General features: G+C 67.5%; 10 protein-coding genes and 1 pseudogene. 6 read left to right on the top strand and 5 right to left on the bottom strand.

What is annotated here, in order from left to right; genetic code table 11:
- The first annotated feature begins 3 nt into the window (after nucleotides 1-3).
- Nucleotides 4-929 (top strand): annotated as a pseudogene (locus tag K3G64_RS03010) (AbrB family transcriptional regulator).
- On the opposite strand, the gene K3G64_RS03005 reads toward K3G64_RS03010, so the two are convergent.
- Nucleotides 875-1,663 carry a purine-nucleoside phosphorylase gene (locus K3G64_RS03005; RefSeq protein ID WP_238888886.1) on the bottom strand — a complete coding sequence of 263 codons (789 nt, stop codon included), beginning with the start codon at nucleotides 1,661-1,663 and terminating at the stop codon, nucleotides 875-877. The pseudogene K3G64_RS03010 and the gene K3G64_RS03005 sit on opposite strands and share 55 nt — an antisense overlap.
- Nucleotides 1,664-1,719: 56 nt before the next feature.
- On the opposite strand from K3G64_RS03005, the gene K3G64_RS03000 reads away from it, so the two are divergent.
- On the top strand, nucleotides 1,720-2,901 hold the full coding sequence (locus K3G64_RS03000; protein ID WP_238888885.1) for a M20 family metallopeptidase: 1,182 nt from the start codon (nucleotides 1,720-1,722) through the stop codon (nucleotides 2,899-2,901).
- The gene (locus K3G64_RS02995) at nucleotides 2,898-4,067 is read left to right on the top strand and encodes an amidohydrolase (protein ID WP_238888884.1); all 1,170 of its coding nucleotides are present in this window, start codon (nucleotides 2,898-2,900) and stop codon (nucleotides 4,065-4,067) included. The genes K3G64_RS03000 and K3G64_RS02995 overlap by 4 nt, the downstream gene beginning before the upstream one ends.
- Before the next feature lie 25 nt (nucleotides 4,068-4,092).
- Here K3G64_RS02995 and K3G64_RS02990 read toward each other — a convergent pair whose 3' ends face one another.
- From K3G64_RS02990 to K3G64_RS02980, 3 genes are all read right to left on the bottom strand, one after another.
- On the bottom strand, nucleotides 4,093-5,091 hold the full coding sequence (locus K3G64_RS02990) for an NAD-dependent epimerase/dehydratase family protein (protein ID WP_238888883.1): 999 nt from the start codon (nucleotides 5,089-5,091) through the stop codon (nucleotides 4,093-4,095).
- A 66-nt stretch (nucleotides 5,092-5,157) separates the two neighbouring features.
- Nucleotides 5,158-6,327: a glycosyltransferase family 4 protein gene (locus tag K3G64_RS02985; RefSeq protein WP_238950374.1), complete on the bottom strand. Its 1,170-nt coding sequence runs from the start codon at nucleotides 6,325-6,327 to the stop codon at nucleotides 5,158-5,160.
- A 144-nt stretch (nucleotides 6,328-6,471) separates the two neighbouring features.
- A complete protein-coding gene (locus tag K3G64_RS02980) occupies nucleotides 6,472-6,951 on the bottom strand; it encodes a gamma-glutamylcyclotransferase (RefSeq protein ID WP_238888882.1) in 480 nt (159 codons plus the stop codon).
- A 71-nt stretch (nucleotides 6,952-7,022) separates the two neighbouring features.
- On the opposite strand from K3G64_RS02980, the gene K3G64_RS02975 reads away from it, so the two are divergent.
- From K3G64_RS02975 to K3G64_RS02965, 3 genes are all read left to right on the top strand, one after another.
- Nucleotides 7,023-8,456: an NAD(P)H-quinone dehydrogenase gene (locus tag K3G64_RS02975; protein ID WP_238950373.1), complete on the top strand. Its 1,434-nt coding sequence runs from the start codon at nucleotides 7,023-7,025 to the stop codon at nucleotides 8,454-8,456.
- 72 nt (nucleotides 8,457-8,528) lie between these two features.
- Nucleotides 8,529-10,280: a glycerol-3-phosphate dehydrogenase/oxidase gene (locus tag K3G64_RS02970; protein WP_238888881.1), complete on the top strand. Its 1,752-nt coding sequence runs from the start codon at nucleotides 8,529-8,531 to the stop codon at nucleotides 10,278-10,280.
- Nucleotides 10,277-11,140 carry a pseudouridine synthase gene (locus tag K3G64_RS02965; protein ID WP_238888880.1) on the top strand — a complete coding sequence of 288 codons (864 nt, stop codon included), beginning with the start codon at nucleotides 10,277-10,279 and terminating at the stop codon, nucleotides 11,138-11,140. Before K3G64_RS02970 ends, K3G64_RS02965 begins: the two co-directional genes overlap by 4 nt.
- A gap of 26 nt (nucleotides 11,141-11,166) precedes the next feature.
- Here K3G64_RS02965 and K3G64_RS02960 read toward each other — a convergent pair whose 3' ends face one another.
- Nucleotides 11,167-17,910, bottom strand: coding sequence for an Ig-like domain-containing protein (locus K3G64_RS02960; RefSeq protein ID WP_238888878.1), 6,744 nt, complete (start codon nucleotides 17,908-17,910; stop codon nucleotides 11,167-11,169).
- Between the last annotated feature and the right edge of the window lie 48 nt (nucleotides 17,911-17,958).

The following is a 17,958-nucleotide window of genomic DNA, read 5'->3' as shown; positions in this document are numbered from 1 at the left end:
AGGATGCTTGTAATCACCATGATTCGACGACTCGGCAGGTGGGTGCTACTGGCCGCGGTGACCGTCGCCGTCACTTATCCGTTGGATGTCCTCGGCGTGCCGTCGGCGGCGCTGTTCGCCGCGCTGGTGGTCGGCATCGTGCTCGCGCTGGCGTCGCTGGCGCCGGCCCGGGTGCCCCGGCTCGCCGGGCTCGGTGCGCAGGGCGTGCTCGGTGTCTACATCGGCACCATGGTGCAGCGGGACGCGATCGACGCGCTGGGTCCGCACTGGCCGATCGTCATAGCGATCGCCGTCGCCACCCTGTTGTTGAGCATCGCGTGCGGAGCACTGCTGGCCCTGCATCGTGGCGTCACGCCCAAACTGCCGCCGCGCCCTGGTATCTGAGCGTCGGCATGCTGATTGTGTTGGTGGCGGTCGGCGGTGCGCTCGGTCGGCTGGTCCGGTTGCCGGGCGCCGGGCTGCTCGGGCCGTTGGCCTTGACGGTGGCCGTCGAACTCACCGGCATGTCGTTCGGCCTCTCGGTGCCGGTGGTGCTGGTGCAACTCGGGTATGCGCTGATCGGCTGGCAGGCGGGCCTGGCGTTCACCCGCGATTCGGTGCGCACCGTCGGCCGGCTTTTGCCGACCGCCATCGCGTTGATCGCGGTGCTGGGCGTGGTGACCGCTCTGCTTGGCGTTGCACTGGCGCATGTCACCGGGCTGACGCTGCTGGTGGGCTACCTCGCGACGAGCCCGGGCGGGGTCTACGCGATGCGGGCGACCGCAGTCGAGACGGGCTCCAGCGTCACGTTCATCATCGCCGCACAGGTGGTGCGCATCCTGCTGATGCTGTTCGCCGCGCCGCTGCTGGCCCGAGGCATGAGGCGGTTCGGCACTCAGAGACGAGCGACGACGCCCGCCAGCAGCGACCCCATCCGCGTCGCCGATTGACGGCCCGCCTCCAGCACCTCGTCGTGATTCAACGGCTCACCGGTCATCCCGGCGGCGAGGTTGGTCACCAGCGAAACCCCCAGTACCTCGGCGCCCGCCGCGCGGGCCGCGATGGTTTCGTGCACGGTCGACATCCCCACCAGGTCCGCACCGAGCACGCGCAGCATCCGGATCTCGGCGGGCGTCTCGTACTGCGGGCCGGGCAGGCACGCGTAGACGCCGTCGGCCAGCGACGGGTCGATCTCGCGGGCGATTGCCCGTAGGCGCGGCGAATACGCGTCGACCATGTCGACGAACCGTGGACCGACCAGCGGCGAGCGGCCCGTCAGGTTGAGATGGTCACTGATCAGCACCGGCTGGCCTACCGCCAGGCCCTCGCGCAGCCCACCGGCCGCGTTGGTCAGCACTAACGTGTGGACGCCGCTGGCGCACGCGGCCAACACGGGATGCACGATATGACGCAACTCGTGGCCCTCATAGGCATGGATGCGACCGACGAACACCAGTACCCGGTGATCGCCGATGCGCATCGACAGCAGCCGTGCGCCGTGTCCTGCGGCGGTGGGCGGGGTGAAGCCGGGCAGCTCGGCGACGGGAACAACCGCCACCGGGTCGCCCAGCTGCTCGACCGCAGGCGCCCAGCCCGAGCCCAGGACGACGGCGACATCGTGGCGGGGCACGCCGGTGCGCTCCGCGATGGCGCTCGCGGCGGCCGACTCGTGCCGATCGGTCATGGTGGGCGAGCTTAGCTGTCGGGGACTGCGGGCGGCGGCAGTGAGATACTGCTTGGATGCCTGCCGTCACCGCCTCGACAACCGTCGAGGACGCCGTCCAGCGGCGCCGCGGTGACCTGGTCGAGCTGTCGCACTCCATTCACGCCGAACCCGAACTCGCCTTCGCCGAACACCGCAGCTGTGCCAAGACCAAGGCCCTGCCGGCCGAACACGGCTTCGAGATCACCACCGCCCCCGGCGGCCTGGACACCGCATTCCGCGCCGTCTACGGCAGCGGGCCGCTGGTCATCGGGGTGTGTGCCGAATACGACGCGCTGCCCGGCATCGGACACGCGTGCGGGCACAACATCATCGCCGCGTCGGCGGTCGGCGCCGCGCTGGCGCTGGCCGAGGTGGCCGACGAACTCGGCTTGACGGTCGTGCTCCTGGGCACCCCTGCCGAGGAGGCGGGCGGCGGGAAAGTACTGCTGCTCAACGCCGGAGCGTTCGACGACGTCGCCGCGGCGGTGATGCTGCACCCGGGACCGCTCGACATCGCCGCGGCGCGTTCGCTGGCGCTGTCGCAGGTGGCGGTCCGCTACGACGGCCGCGAAGCGCACGCCGCCGTCGCTCCCCATCTCGGCCTGAACGCCGTCGACGCGATCACCGTCGCGCAGGTGGCGATCGGGCTGCTGCGCCAGCAGCTGGCGCCCGGCCATATGGTGCACGGCATCATCACCGATGGCGGTCAGGCCACCAACGTGATTCCGGCGCGGGCCGAGATGCAGTACACGATGCGGGCCAACGACGTCGCCTCGCTGCGCGAGCTGGAGCGGCGGATGTCTGACTGCTTCCTCGCCGGCGCCGTCGCGACCGGCTGCGGTCACGACGTCGCCGAGACCGAGCCGACGTACTCGGAGCTCACCCCGGACCGGTGGCTGGCCGAGGCGTTCCGCGCCGAGATGCTGCGGGTGGGCCGCTCGCCGGTGCCCGCGGAGCTGGAGGCGGCGTTGCCACTGGGCAGCACCGACATGGGCAATGTCACCCAGGTGATGCCCGGCATCCATCCGATCGTCGGTATCGACGCCGGCGGCGCGTCGGTGCACCAGCCCGGATTCGCCACAGCCGCGGTTGGGCCCAGCGGGGACCAGGCGGTGATCGAGGGCGCGGCCATGCTGGCCCGCACGGTCGTGGGCCTGGCCCAGACTCCGGCAGAGCGCGACCGGGTGCTCGAGCTGCGGGAACGGCGGGCATCGTGAGCCTGCGGGACGCCACCGAGCTGTGGCTCGACGCGCACTACGGCGACCTGGTCGCGTGGCGCCGGCACATCCATGCGCATCCGGAACTGGGCCGTCAGGAGTTCTCCACCACGCAGTTCGTCGCGTCGCTGCTGGCCGACGCCGGGCTCAACCCGAAGGTGCTACCCGGCGGAACGGGGTTGACGTGCGATTTCGGGCCCGAGCATGGACCGCGGATCGCACTGCGGGCCGATATGGACGCGTTGCCGATGGCCGACCGCACCGGCGCCCCGTACGCCTCGGTGGTGCCCAACGTGTCGCATGCCTGCGGTCACGATGCGCACACCGCGATCCTGTTGGCCACCGCGCTGGCGCTGTCGTCGGTGCCCGAGCTGCCGGTCGGAGTCCGGCTGATCTTTCAGGCCGCCGAAGAACTTATGCCCGGCGGCGCGATCGACGCGATCGAAGCCGGCGCGCTGGCCGGGGTGTCGCGCATCTTCGCGCTGCACTGCGACCCGCGGCTCGCGGTCGGCAGGGTCGCGGTGCGGGCCGGGCCGATCACCTCGGCCGCTGACCAGCTCGAGGTCACGTTGCACTCACCTGGCGGGCACACCTCGCGTCCGCATCTGACCGGCGACCTGGTCTATGGCCTCGGCGCGCTGATCACCGGGGTGCCCGGTGTGCTGTCGCGGCGCATCGATCCCCGCAACAGCACGGTGATGGTGTGGGGCGCGGTCAACGCCGGCGTGGCCGCCAACGCGATCCCGCAGACCGGGACCCTGGCCGGCACCATCCGCACCGCCAGTCGTGACACCTGGGTCACGCTGGAAGCCATTGTGCGCGAGACAGTTTCGTCGTTACTCGCCCCGCTGGGCATCGACTACAGCCTGCAGTACCGCCGCGGGGTGCCGCCTGTGGTGAACGAGGAGATCTCGACGAGGATCGTCACCCACGCGATCGAGGCCATCGGGCCCGACGTGCTCGCCGACACCCGGCAGTCCGGCGGTGGCGAGGACTTCTCGTGGTACCTCGAGGAGGTGCCCGGCGCGATGGCGCGACTGGGCGTGTGGACGGGGTGGGGTCCGCAACTGGATCTGCACCAGCCGAGCTTCGACCTCGACGAGCGCGCGCTGGCGGTCGGCGTGCGCGTGCTGGCCAACCTCGTCGAGCAGGCCGCCGCGTTCTGATTACATCCCGGCTCGGCGGCCGTCGTCAGACCGCCGCGGTGGCCCGATCGCGCGACGCCAACTGGTCGTAAATCCAGCGATACGTGCGCTCCAACCCGTCGGCGAGCCGAATCGAGGGCTCCCAGCCGTAGGTTTTCAGAATCATCGTGTTGTCGCTGTTTCGGCCTCGCACGCCCTTCGGTGCGTCGAGGTTGTAGTCGCGCTTCACGGTGATTCCGGCGATCTGCTCGATGATGCCCACCATCTGGTTGATGCTCACCAATTCCGAACTGCCGACGTTGACGGGTTCCGGGCTGTCGCCGGCGGTGACCTTGATGGTTCCCTCGACGCAATCATCGACGTACATGAAGCTGCGGGTCTGCTCGCCGTCGCCCCAGATCTCGATCTCATGGCGGCCGGTCAGCACGGCTTCGGCGATCTTGCGGCACAGCGCGGCGGGCGCCTTCTCACGGCCACCCTCGAAGCTGCCGATCGGACCGTACACATTGTGGTACCGCGCGACCCTGGTCTGTAATCCGAAGTCTTCGAGGAAGTGGCGGGCCATCCGCTCGCTGAACAGCTTCTCCCAGCCATAGCCGTCCTCGGGCATGGCCGGATAGGCGTCAGCCTCCTTCAGCGCCGTGACATCAGCGTCGACCTGCTTGTCGGCGGCGTAGACGCAGGCGGAACTGGAGTAGAAGTAGCGACCGACCCCGGCGTCGCGGGCCGCGACCAGCATGTGAGTGCTGGTGAGCACCGACAGCATGCAGTCGGCTTTGTGGGTTTCGATGAAGCCCATGCCACCCATGTCCGCGGCGAGCATGTAGACGGTGTCGACACCCTCGACGGCCGCTCGAGCGTCGTCGATCTTCGACAGGTCCAGTTGACGGGCCTCCACACCGTCGGGAATCTGATACCACTCGTCGAAGGGTTTGACGTCGGCGCCGCGCACCTCGAGGCCCTGCTCGGTAAGTGTCCTGGCGAGGTGGCCGCCGATGAACCCGCCCGCGCCTGCAACGAGCGCTGTTTCGCGCGCACTACCCACGTCGTTCCTCCTCGATCGTCGTTATACCCACGTCAGCGTAGGCGCAGGGATCGTTCGCTATTTGCTTCAGCCGTTGCTCAGCAAATGACTGGGCAGATCATAGACGGCACTGACCACCGATTCAAAGAGATCACCGACAACAGCGACGTCGAACGTCTTTTCGGCGTAGTCACGCGCCGCGTTACCCATTCTCTCACGGGCTTCGGGGTCGGCGAGCAGGTCGTTCAACGCCGTCGAGGCCGCCGCCATGTCCGCAGGGCTGCACACGATGCCCGCGCCGGCTGATTCGATCATGTGCGCCACTGCATTGTCGCCCGGCAGCAACCCCAGTACGGGCCGGCCCGCACAGAAGTAGTTGAGCACCTTCGAGGGAACCGAGTAGCGGCTGGCATCTTGCTCCAACACCACGATCAGCACGTCGGCGCTGGCGAGCATGTCCGGCAATTGCTCGTAGGGCTGGTAGTCAAGCAGCGCCAGCGACTCCACGTCGGCCGCGTTCGTCTCCAGCCACTCGCGGCCCTGGCCTTGCGAGACGACGACGACGCGCGAGCCATCCGGCACGCTCTGCGCCAGGCGAGCGAGCACCGAAGGATCGTGCTTGAGCCCGAGGGTGCCGGCATACATGACTACCGGCACATCGGTGAGCCCGTGCGCCGTTGCCCAGGGATTCCGTCGCGGGCGAACGGGCATCTCATCGATGGCACCCCAGTTGGGAACGACGCGAACTTTGGACCGCGCCACACCCCATCGGTCGAGTTGCTCGAGAAAGGTGTCGCTGATCGGCACGATGCCCGCGGCGCCGCGGGCAACGCTGCGTTCGGCGCGCGCGGCAAGCCACGCGACTACCGCTCCTGGGCCGCGCAGTTTCTGGCGGGCGACCACACCGATTGCGTCGCTGTAGACGTCCTGTTGCCAGAACACATAGGGAACACCACGTCGACGCAGGAGGAATGCCAGCAAGAACAGCGACAGCAGAGGAATGTTCGACAGCACCGCGACGTCCGGGCGGGCGTCGCAAACGGCTCGCGCAGCGATCGGTGCGTACCGCAGTTCTTGTTTGAGCCTGACCAATGGGGAGTAGCGTGCGAATTCGCCGCCGAGGTCGAGTGCACGCACGGAAAAGGTGCGCGGGTCACCCTCTCTGCGCTCAGTGGCGCCCCGACCGGTCGTGTAGGACGTACAGAACTGGTGCTCGACGGTGTGTCCACGACGAGCCAGCTCCCGGCTGAGATGCACCTGCCCCGGGTGTCCGGAGTAGTCATGAACGACCAGTCTCACGTTTGGACCTCACTTGAGCGGTGATGTTCGAAACGCAAGGATCTCACCGCCTCAGCATGCCAGCGTGGGTGGCAGGTGCCGAAGCGGCGTGCGGGTCGGTTTTCATCCTGATGTGCCGGGGCCGATGTTGCGGGCTGGTCGGGTGCGGATCTGGCGCACGTATTCGGCTGGTGCGCCTGCGATTTCGGCGGCGTCGGCCATGACCCCGAGATAGCGGGCCGACGGCAGGCCACCTTCCCACGCGTCTACGACGTACAGCCACGCCAGGACGGGGTCGGTGTCGGTGTCCGACGAGGTGCGCTCCACCCGGCAGCGGATCTTCTTGTGGACCCCCAACTCGGAGCCCTCCCAGCGGTCGAGGTTCTCCTCGTCCTCCTTGGTCATGTCGTAGAGCACGACGAACACCTTGGAGCTCGGATCCTCGACGATGGTGGCGAGCGCGCCCTCCCACCCGATGTCCTCGCCGCCGAACGTCAGACGCCAGCCGTGTAACCACCCGGTGCCGGCCATCGGGGAATGCGGCGCCCGTTGCAACATCTGCTCCGGATGCATGTTGGACCCGTAAGCGGCGTAGAGCGGCACCGGTAAAGGTTAAGGCTTCGTCTCCTGGCTGGGCGATCGACCACCCGCTTCGTTAGGTTGGGTCCGTGCCAATTCAGAAGGCAACCCGCATCGTGATCATCGGCGGCGGGCCCGCCGGCTATGAGGCGGCCTTGGTCGCAGCGGCGGCGGGACCCGATGTCGCCGAGGTCACCGTCGTCGACTCGGACGGGATCGGCGGTGCCTGTGTGCTGTGGGACTGTGTGCCGTCCAAGACGTTCATCGCCTCCACCGGGGTGCGCACCGAACTTCGTCGCGCCCCCGATCTCGGCTACGCGCTCGACTTCGACAACGCCAAGATCGCGCTGCCGACGCTCAACGAACGCGTCAAGAAGCTCGCCGCCGCGCAGTCGGCCGATATCGCCGAGCGGCTGCGCAGTCAGGGCGTCACGTTGATCGCGGGTCGCGGTGAACTGGTCGACGATGTGCCGGGGATGGCCGAGCACACGGTGCGGGTGTCCGGCCACGACGGCTCGACCAGCACGCTGAGGGCCGACGTCGTACTGATCGCGACCGGCGCCAGCCCGCGGGTGCTGGCCGGTGCCGAACCCGACGGCGAACGCATCCTCAACTGGCGCCAGCTCTACGATCTCCAGGAGCTGCCAGAACACCTGGTCGTCGTGGGTTCCGGGGTGACCGGCGCGGAGTTCGTCAACGCCTATACCGAGCTCGGGGTGAAGGTCACCGTGGTGGCGAGCCGCGATCAGATCCTGCCGCACGAGGACTCCGATGCCGCCGCGGTCCTCGAGGAGGTGCTCGCGTCCCGGGGTGTCACGCTGGTCAAGAACGCGCGCGCCGAATCGGTCGAACGCGATGGCTCAGGCTCTGGGGCTGGGGTCGTGGTCCGGATGACCGACGGCCGCTGCGTGGAGGGCAGCCACGCGCTGATGACCGTGGGCTCCGTGCCCAACACCAGCGGTCTGGGCCTCGAGCGGGTCGGCATCGAACTCGGCCAGGGCAACTACCTCACCGTCGACCGGGTCTCGCGGACCAACGTCCCGGGCATCTACGCCGCAGGCGACTGCACCGGGCTGATGCTGCTCGCCTCGGTAGCGGCCATGCAGGGCCGCATCGCGATGTACCACGCGCTGGGGGAAGGTCTGGAACCGATCCGGCTGCGCACCGTGGCCGCCGCGGTGTTCACCCGGCCGGAGATCGCCGCCGTCGGGGTGCCGCAGTCCAAGATCGACGACGGGTCGGTGGCCGCTCGCACGGTGATGCTGCCGCTGAACACCAACGCCAGAGCCAAGATGTCGAGCCTGCGACGCGGCTTCATCAAGATCTTCTGCAGGCCGGCGACCGGTGTGGTGATCGGCGGGGTAGTGGTCGCGCCGATCGCCTCCGAACTGATTATGCCGATCGCGCTGGCGGTGCAGAACGGCAACGACGTCGAGGACCTGGCGCAGACGTTCTCGGTGTATCCGTCGCTCACCGGGTCGATCACCGAGGCCGGACGCCAGCTGATGGCGCACGACGATCTGGACTGAGTCCACAAAGCGTCGACGCCACGTAACCTTGGAGCGGGCAACCGTACCGACGAGTAACTAGGAGTCCCTCCGGTGAGTGACCCGATCCCGGCCAGCGGCCAGACGCTTCTGGGTCCCGCTCAGCGGGCGGAGGCCTGGCAGCGGTTGGGCAGTGAGCAGTTCGACGTGGTGGTGATCGGCGGCGGAGTCGTGGGCGCCGGTGCGGCGTTGGATGCGGCGACCCGGGGGCTCAAGGTGGCCCTGGTCGAGGCGCGCGATTTCGCGTCCGGCACGTCGAGCCGGTCGTCGAAGATGTTCCATGGCGGACTGCGTTATCTCGAGCAGTTGGAGTTCGGCCTGGTGCGCGAGGCGTTGCACGAGCGCGAACTGTCGCTGACCACCTTGGCGCCGCATCTGGTGAAACCGCTGCCGTTCCTGTTCCCGCTGACCAACAGATGGTGGGAGCGGCCGTACGTGGCGGCGGGCATTTTCCTCTACGACCAGTTGGGTGGCGCGAAATCGGTTCCGCCGCAGAAGCATCTGACGAAATCGGGAGCGCTGCGCCTGGCGCCGGGGTTGAAGCGGTCGTCACTCATCGGCGGGATCCGCTACTACGACACGGTTGTCGACGATGCGCGCCACACCATGACGGTCGCGCGCACAGCGGCGCACTACGGCGCGGTGGTGCGGACATCGACGCAGGCGGTGGCGCTGTTGCGGGAGGGTGACCGGGTCATCGGCGTGCAGGTGCGCGACTCCGAAGACGGGGGCATCACCGAGGTGCGCGGACACGTCGTCGTGAACGCCACCGGTGTGTGGACCGACGAGATCCAGGCATTGTCGAAGCAGCGTGGCCGATTCCGGGTGCGGGCCTCCAAGGGTGTGCACATTGTGGTGCCTCGCGACCGCATCGTCAGCGAGGTGGCGATCATTTTGCGCACCGAGAAGTCGGTGCTGTTCGTCATACCGTGGGGCACGCACTGGATCATCGGCACCACCGACACCGACTGGAACCTCGACCTGGCGCATCCGGCGGCCACCAAGGCCGACATCGACTACCTCCTCGAAACCGTCAACACGGTGCTGGCGACACCGCTGACCCACGACGACATCGACGGCGTTTACGCCGGACTGCGACCACTGCTGGCAGGCGAGAGCGAGGAGACGTCGAAGCTGTCTCGCGAGCACGCGGTAGCGGTGCCCGCGCCGGGGTTGGTGGCCATCGCAGGCGGCAAGTACACGACGTATCGGGTGATGGGCGAGGACGCGATCGACGCGGCGGCCGAATACATCCCCGCGCGGGTCGCGCGCTCGATCACCGAGAAGGTGCCGTTGATGGGGGCCGACGGTTACTTCGCCCTGATCAACCAGACCGAGAGCGTCGGTGCGCATTACGGGTTGCACCCGTATCGGGTGCGGCACCTGCTGGACCGGTACGGGTCGCTGATCGGCGAGGTGTTGCAGATGGCCAGCGAGCAAGCCGAAGTGCGGCCGGACCTTCTTGATCCGATCACCGAAGCGCCCGTGTATCTGAAGGTGGAGGCTTGGTATGCGGCCGCCGCCGAGGGTGCGTTGCATCTGGAGGACATCATGGCGCGCCGGATGCGGATCTCCATCGAGTACCCGCACCGCGGCGTCGACTGCGCTCGCGAGGTCGCCGAAGTGGTTGCGCCGCTGCTGGGTTGGAGTGCTGATGACATCGACCGCGAAGTGGACACCTACCTGGCCCGCGTCGACGCCGAAATCCGGTCGCAGCAGGAACCCGACGACGAGTCGGCCGACGCCTTGCGCGCCGCCGCGCCCGAGGCGCGCGCGGAGATCCTCGAACCGGTCCCGCTCAGTTGAGGCGGTCCAGGCCCGCGCCGCTGCCGGCGCGCGACGGGCTCGGGCCGGCTCGCGTGCGGTTGCGCGGCGGTGCGGTGCTGGTCGAGTTGGCCGACCGGTTCGGTGAGGAGGCAGCGACGAACGTGCTTGCCGGGGAGGTGGTCTGCGCCGACGGCACCGTGGTGACCGCGGGAACGGTACTGCCACCCAACGCCGTCGTCTACCTGTACCGCGACGTCGCCGACGAGGTGTCGGTGCCGTTCGAAATCCCCGTGTTGTACCGCGACGACGACATCGCGGTGGTCGACAAGCCGCACTTCCTGGCGACGATGCCGCGCGGCCGCCACGTCATGCAGACGGCGCTGGTGCGGCTGAGACGGGAACTGGGGTTGCCCGAGCTGTCGCCGGCCCACCGGCTCGATCGCCTGACCGCGGGGGTGCTGGTCTTCACGGTGCGGCGCGAGGTTCGCGGCGCATATCAGACCATGTTCGCGCGCGGCGAGGTGCGCAAGACCTACCTGGCACGATCGGCGGGGCATCCGACGGTGGCCTTGCCGACGACGGTCCGTAGCCGGATCATCAAGCGGCGCGGGGTGTTACAAGCGGCCGAAGTGCCGGGTGAGCCGAACGCCGAAACACTGGTGATGGCAGCCGGCGAGGGGGTGTACCGGTTGACGCCGCGCACCGGGCGCACCCACCAGCTACGGGTGCACATGGCGTCGCTGGGGTTGCCGATTCTGAACGACCCGCTGTACCCCGACCTCCTCGACGTGGCGCCCGATGACTTCTCGCATCCGCTGCAGTTGTTGGCCCAGCGGCTGGAGTTCGAGGACCCGCTGAGCGGACGGGAACACGTCCTCGCCAGCCGGCGCTCACTGTGACGGCCTCGGTTCCCAACCCCTGACGCTCAGAGCTCGATGATGGTTGTCCGGTTGCTGACCCCGCCCGGGGCCGTGTCGTCATGAGTGTCGACGATGATCCGCATGTCGTCCGACGCGAAGCGAACTGCCCCGAGCTTTTCTCCGCGCACGGCGTACGTCTGCGTTGTCCCGGTGACCGTGTCGACCACCACCACGCGATGGAGGTTGTCGGGCTCGCCGTAGCCGTATGTGTCGAGAATTGCTCGGGTGCCGTCGGCACTGAGCCTGATGTCGTAATAGTGCGCCTCCCCCGGCAGGGTCACGGCGTCGCCTGCCTGTGTGCCGGTGGTGACGTCGACAACGACGACGTGGGTCGCTGCGGGATCGTCGGCGAATGTCGCAACCAGTAGACGCGTTCCGTCGAGAGTCGAGGCGAAGCCTCGATTCTGGCCGTTGAAGGTGATGGTGTTGCCCAGCTGCGCGCCGGAGGTCGCGTCGAGCACGGTGATCGTGACCGCTTGTTGTTCGACGCCACCGCCGAAGGTTTGGCTGTACACCGCGACACGGGTGGCGTCGGCGGTGAAGCTGAGGGATCCGTGGCCCGCCTGGGTGATCGTGCTTCCCAGCTGTGCGCCGGTCGCCGTGTCCAGCAGCGTCACCCGAGTGGCATAGCTGCTCGCGTCGACGCCTTCGCGGGTATTCACTGCCACCACATCGCCGGTGGGACTCAACGTCGCCTCGAAGTAGCCGGACGTTTCGAACGAGGTTCCGATCTGAGTGCCGGTGGCGAGATCGACGACGGCAAGCCGAGAACTGGTCCAGCTGTTGGTACTCGAGTCGTACGTTCTCGCCACCATTACCGCGCGGGAGCCGGTGGGATCGATGTTCGTCTGGCCGGAGCCGACGAGTGTGACCGTGGTTCCCACCTGTGCGCCGGTCGAGGCGTTCAGGACTGCGACGCTGGTGGTGCCGGAGTAGGGAGTGCTGATCACCACCCGGCTTCCGTCAGCGGTGAACTGCGCCGAGCCGTACCCCCCCACCTCGAGAGTGGAGCCGAGTTGGGCGCCGGTGGCGATGTCTACGATCGCGACTTTCGTGACCTGATTACTGGTGGAGCTTCCGGAGCGGCCCAAGAGAACCGCACGGTCTTCGCCGAACTCCACGTCACTGACGTACAGGCCGAGGTTTGAGATGGTGCCGAGCGTCGTGAACGTCGCAGTATCGAGGACCGTGACGGCTCCGTTGCCATACTGAGAAACGAACGCACGGCTGCCGTCGGCGGTGTACTGGAGCTGATACACCGGACCCCCGATGGTGGCCGTGCTGCCAACCTGGGTGCCGGTGGTGAGGTCGATCGCCGTGAGCCGTGCGACGGTCGTTCCGCTCGAGGAATCCTGTACAACGACGATGATCTGGTTGCCGTTCGCGTAGTAACCCCCGTACTGATTACCGACGGACGCGACGGTGGAGCCGACCTGCCGTCCGGTGGCGGTGTCGACGACGGAGAACCGGGTAGCCACCAACTGGTAGGTGTTCGGGGCGTACTCGTAGGTCTGGACGATCAGGCGGGAGCGGTCCTCGGAGAGCCGGACGTTCGAGCTGCCCGAGACCGAGTACTCGGTGACGGTGCCGGTTGCGGTGTCGACGAACAGTGCGCCGTTCGAGCCGTCGCGAGTGACCAGATAGATGGTGCGGGTTCCCGTCGCGTCGAGTGCCCCACCGCCATTCTCAGCTAATCCCGACAAGCCTACGGGCACTTCAACTTTGGTGACCGCACCGGTGCCGGTCTCTATGACGGCGATCTCGGATGCGTAGGTGTAGGTGCCGTCCGCGTACGCGTAGCGCGAGGCGGTCGTCGTCTGGACCGCATACTTGCCGTCAGTCGTGAATGTCGTCTTCGACGACGGCGCACCGGCGAGGGTCGTGACGGTGACTGCACCGGTCGCGGTGTCGATGATCGCCACTCGGGTGGTGTACGCCCCGGAGTAGTTGTTGGAGTACCTCACCGCAGTGACCAGGCTGGCGTAAGCACCATCGGCGCTGTAGCGCAGGGCGTACTGCGATTGGTCGCCGTCGATGACGACGGTCTCGCCGATCTGCGCGCCGGTGGCCGTGTTGATGACCGCGATCGAGGTTCTGTCCACGTAGTCGTAGCTGTAGTAGTCATCGTTGACTCTGACCCGCACGGTGGTGACGCGGATCGCGCGGCTGCCGTCGGGACTGTACTGGAGGGCACCTGAGGCGGGTAGGTCGACGTGCGCGTCGGCAATGACCCCGTTCTGCGCTACGTCGACGGTGATGGTTTGATCGACGCTGCCCCCGCGGCCGTCGCTGACGGTGATGACGAACGTGTCGGTGTCGACGTCATTGGAGGTGGCCGAGGCGGCGGTACGGGCGTCGGCGGTGGGCGTGTAGGTGAATGCGCCCGTGGTCGCGTTCACCGCGACGCTTCCCTTGCCGCCCTGGGATGTCACCGAGTACGTCAGTGAGTCGCCGTCGACATCGGTGCCGTTGACGCTGCCGGTCAGCACACCGTTGGCGAAGTCACCGATTGTCGGGGAAGTCACGGGCGCCGTGTTTTTCGCCTCGATCGGCACGGTGACCACGATCGATGTCGCTCCGCCGTGACCGTCGTAGGCGGTGATGGTGAAGTGGTCCTGCTTGGCGTCGGGGGAGGCGGAGACTTTCGCCGCCGCGAGTCGCGCGATCTTGGCGGGTGTGTAGACGAAGCTGCCGTCGGCGGCGACGATGACGCTGCCCCTGGCGGTCGCGCCCGTACCGACGTAGCTCAGCGTGTCACCGTCGGGGTCGGTGAACTGTGCCGACCCGGTGACCGCGCCTTCGGCGTCGGGGTCGTTGACCTCGATCGGGACGGCGACGGTCGGGCGCTGGTTGACACCCGTCTGATCGATGTCGATGACGGTGACAGAGGTGTTGGGTGACGCCCATGTGGTCATGGTGATGCGGGTGCCGTCGGCGCTGAGCCGGGCCGTTCCCGCCGGCGAGCCCGGCAACGCCGCTGAGACGCCGATCTGGTGGCCGGTGGCCAGATCGATGACGGCGACCCGGGTGGCGGCATCGGAACCGTCGCCGTCATAGGCGGTCTGGATCGCGCGGGCGCTGTCGGCGCTCAGCACCGTGCCGTAAGGGTTGCCGCTCATCACGGTGGTGGGGCCGACCTGCGTGCCCGTGGCGGCGTCGATGACGGCCACCTGTGTGGAGTAGGTCGTGGTGTTGTCATCGGTCTGCGTGTAGGCGTACGTGGTCTGGACGGCGCGGGTGCCGTCGGCGCTGAACTGAATATCGCCGTCAGTGTTACCGGCCAGGACGGTCGTGGTGCCGACCTGGGCGCCCGTTTCGAGGTCGACGAAGACGACCCGGGTGGTGTAGCGGGTCCGATAATCCTCGTCGTAGTCGTAACCTTGGGTGGTCACGACCAGGCGGGCGCCGTCGGGGGTGAAGGGTGTCGGATTGACGCTGCCGCGGTAGCTGTATGGCTCGACTTGACCGCGCACGGTGACTGTTTGGCCCACTTGGTCACCGGTCGCGGTGTCGACCACGGTGATCCGAGCGCTGTAGCCGTTCGACATCGGGTCGCGGTCGTTCGTGACCTGGACGAGACGGGTCTCATCGGCGTTGAGCAGCGTCTTGCTCGTAGCACCGCTCACTGTGGCGGTGGAGCCGATCTGATTACCGGTCGTGACGTCGATCAGGGCGATGGTGGTGGTGTAGGTGTATGTCCGCAGCCCGTCGACATAGATCTCTCGCTCGGCGGTGATGATCGCGCGGGTGTCGTCGGCGAAGAACTTCGGTGGTGCCGCAACGCCGGACAGCGTGACGGCGGTACCGACCTGTTCCCCGGTGACGACATCGATGACGGCCACGCTCGAGGTGCGGGAGCGTGCGCCGGGGGTGGTGTCGTAGATCTCGCCGATCACGACCGCCCTGGTGCCATCGGCAGTCAGCTGAACGTCGCCGTAGCTTCCAGAGTAGGCGTAGCCGGCCACGGTCGTGGTGCTCCCGACCTGGCTGCCGGTGTCGGTGTCGATGACTGCGACCTGAGTGCTGTAGGTGTTCACTCCGGTGATCCAGTTGTACGTCTGGTCAACCGAGGTCACCACCGCCCGAGTGCCATCGGCAGTGAACTGCAGCCCGGAAGAGGAGCCCGTCAGCGTGGTCGTCGCGCCGATCTGCCCGGCGCTCGCCGTGTCGAGGACCGTCACTCGCGTTGTGTACGCGTATGTCCCGCTGTATTGGTCGTACTGCAGTCGTTCGCTGACGGTCAACACGGCGCGCGAACCGTCGGCACTGAGTTGAGTTTCTCTCTGGGAGCCGTTCTGTGCCAATGTGTTGCCGATTTGCTCACCGGTGGCGGTGTCCACCATGGCGACCCGGATCGTGTCGACGTACGAATACGTCGACTGGTCGTACCGTTGTTCCCTCGTGGTGACCACGGCTCGACTGCCGTCGGCAGTGAGCTGGAATGAGGCGTCGCGGCCCGCGAGCGTGACAGTGGTACCCACCTGCTGGCCGTCGGTGGTGTCGATGACGACGACGCGCGTCGTTTCGACGTGAGACGAGGTCGCTTCGTCGTACGTCTGCTCACTGATGGTCCGGACGATGCGGGTGCCGTCAGGGGTCGACATCGACGACCAGCCTTCCGACGAGCCGTAGTAGGCGACCGTGGTGACGTCTCCCACCCGGTCGCCGGTCGTCAGGTCGATGACGGCCACCCGGGTCGTGTAGGTGTAGCTACCGGTCTCCTCGTCGCGAATCGATTCCTGAGCCGTGATCGCGGCGGTCCCGTCGGCCCCAAACTCGGTCGTGCGGTATTGACCGGCCAAGGTCAGGTCGGGGCCGACCTGCTGTCCGGTGGCGGGGTTGACGACGGTCACCCGGACGGTCGGGGTGGACGTGCCGGCGGCACTGTCGATCGCCGATTCGGCCGTCGTCAGGACCAGCCGGGTGCCGTCGGCACTGTATTGAGTGGCGATGTACGAGCCGGTCCGGGTGATCGTGTCACCGACCTGCGTACCGGTGACTGTGTCGACAACGGCCACCCGGGTGATGTAGGTGTAGCCCGTGGCGCTGTCGTAGGTCACGGTTCTGGTGACTTGCGATGCACGCGTTCCGTCCGCACTGAACTTCGCCCGTTCATAACTCTCGTAGTAGCCGTAGTTTGCTTGCCCCTCGAGGGTTGTGGCGGCGCCGACCTGCTGACCGGTGGCCGTGTCGATGGTCACCAGCCGGGTGGTTGTGGTGTAGGTCTGGGTCTCGGCGTCGTATTCAGTTGTCTGTGTGGTGAGAATCGCGCGGCTGCCGTCTGGCGAGTACTGCAATCCACCGACGGAAGTGCCCGGCGCGATCAGGGTGCTCACGACGCCGGATGACTCCATGTCGACGGTCACCGACGTTGACGTCGTTCCGCCGTGACCGTCGCTGGCGGTGATGGTAAACGTGACTTTCTTGTCCGCGGTGGTTGCAGCGTCGGCGGTGGCAGCGTGGCGAGCTTGGGCGGTCGGGACGAACACCAACTGGCCGTTGACGACCGCGAGGTCACCCCGGTCGGTGTCGTCGGTGAAGGTCAGCGCGTCCTGGTCGGCGTCGGTCACCGGGAAGGAGATCGGCACAGCGCCATTGCCCGGGTTGGGTGCTCCGGTAGCTGCGGGACCTGCCGGCGCCGGCGGTGCGTTGGTGGGTGTCACCGGCACCGTGAACGTCGACGTGGTGGTGCCCCCGTTGCCGTCGGTGGCCGTCACGGTGATCGTCGCGGTGTCCGGGCCCGGATAGCCATCGGCGGCCAGGGCGTGCGAATAGTCACCGGGCGTGTAGCGGAAGGTGGTGGGCGTGATCTGGGTGATGGCACCTTGAGTTGTGTTCGCGCTGAACGTGACTGAGGATCCATCCGGGTCGGTGCCGCTGACCGAGAACGTGACATCGCCGTTGCCGTCCGGGACAAGGGTGCCTGGCGCCGGCAGCGTGAGGATGGGTGCCTGGTTCTCTGGGTTCGGTGACGCAGTGACGGTGACCGTCACTGAGGCGGTGGAGGAGCGCACACCCCCACCGAAAAGCCCGGCGAGACCATCGAAGTGCCAGCGGCTGGCGTCGTCGGAGATCGTGTAGCTGAAGGCGTCGGTGCCGTTGAAGTCGGCGTCCGGCGTATACGTGAAGGTGCCGTCGGAGTTGAGAACCACCGAGCCGTTGGCCGGTTGGGTGTAGTCGGTGACGGTGAGCACATCACCGGCGCTGAGGTCGGGGTCGGTGTCGTTGGCCAGGACGGGGATGGAGACTCCCGCGTCTTCAGAGGTGCTGATCGCATCTGCGACGGCGGTGGCGTTCCGGTTGAAGAACGTGCGCTGCAATTCCCGCTGCACCCAGCCGAGCACGACTAACAGCATTACCGGAGGGTCCGGGGTGGTCGGGCCGGGCGCCACCACCGAGGTCAACAATGCCGACACTGCGGTAAGGGCGATGTTGGCCAAGACCATCGGCGCGCCGAGCACCGCCTCGACCAGATTGGACGGCTGGGACCGCAACGGCGCCGGTGCCGGCGTACCGGCGGCGTGCACTGACATCGTCGACTCAGCACCGGGGACGGCGGGTGCGGAGAACAACCGCACCTCGGCGAACTGCTCACTGCGTGCGATCGTGCCGAGGGATCCAACCGGTTCATTGGCCGAGGGTCGCTCCGCTGAACTCCCGGGCTGCGGCTCGGCACGACCCGCCGGCTTGCTACTGGCCTTCGGATTGGTCAGCCCGACAACGGTTTGCGCGTCTTTCTCGGTAGGCACGCTATCGCTCGCAGCAGGAGGAGGCGTCGGGAGAAATGCCGGGACTGC

Source organism: Mycobacterium sp. IDR2000157661 (genome assembly GCF_022317005.1).
In the GTDB taxonomy this organism is placed as follows: Bacteria; Actinomycetota; Actinomycetes; order Mycobacteriales; family Mycobacteriaceae; genus Mycobacterium.
This window is presented reverse-complemented; position numbering and strand designations above follow the sequence as displayed.

Excerpts from the sequence above, each read along its gene's own strand:
- K3G64_RS03005 (WP_238888886.1), bottom strand. The coding sequence starts at position 1,663 with ATGACCGATCGGCACGAGTCGGCCGCCGCGAGCGCCATCGCGGAGCGC.
- K3G64_RS03000 (WP_238888885.1), top strand. The coding sequence starts at position 1,720 with ATGCCTGCCGTCACCGCCTCGACAACCGTCGAGGACGCCGTCCAGCGG.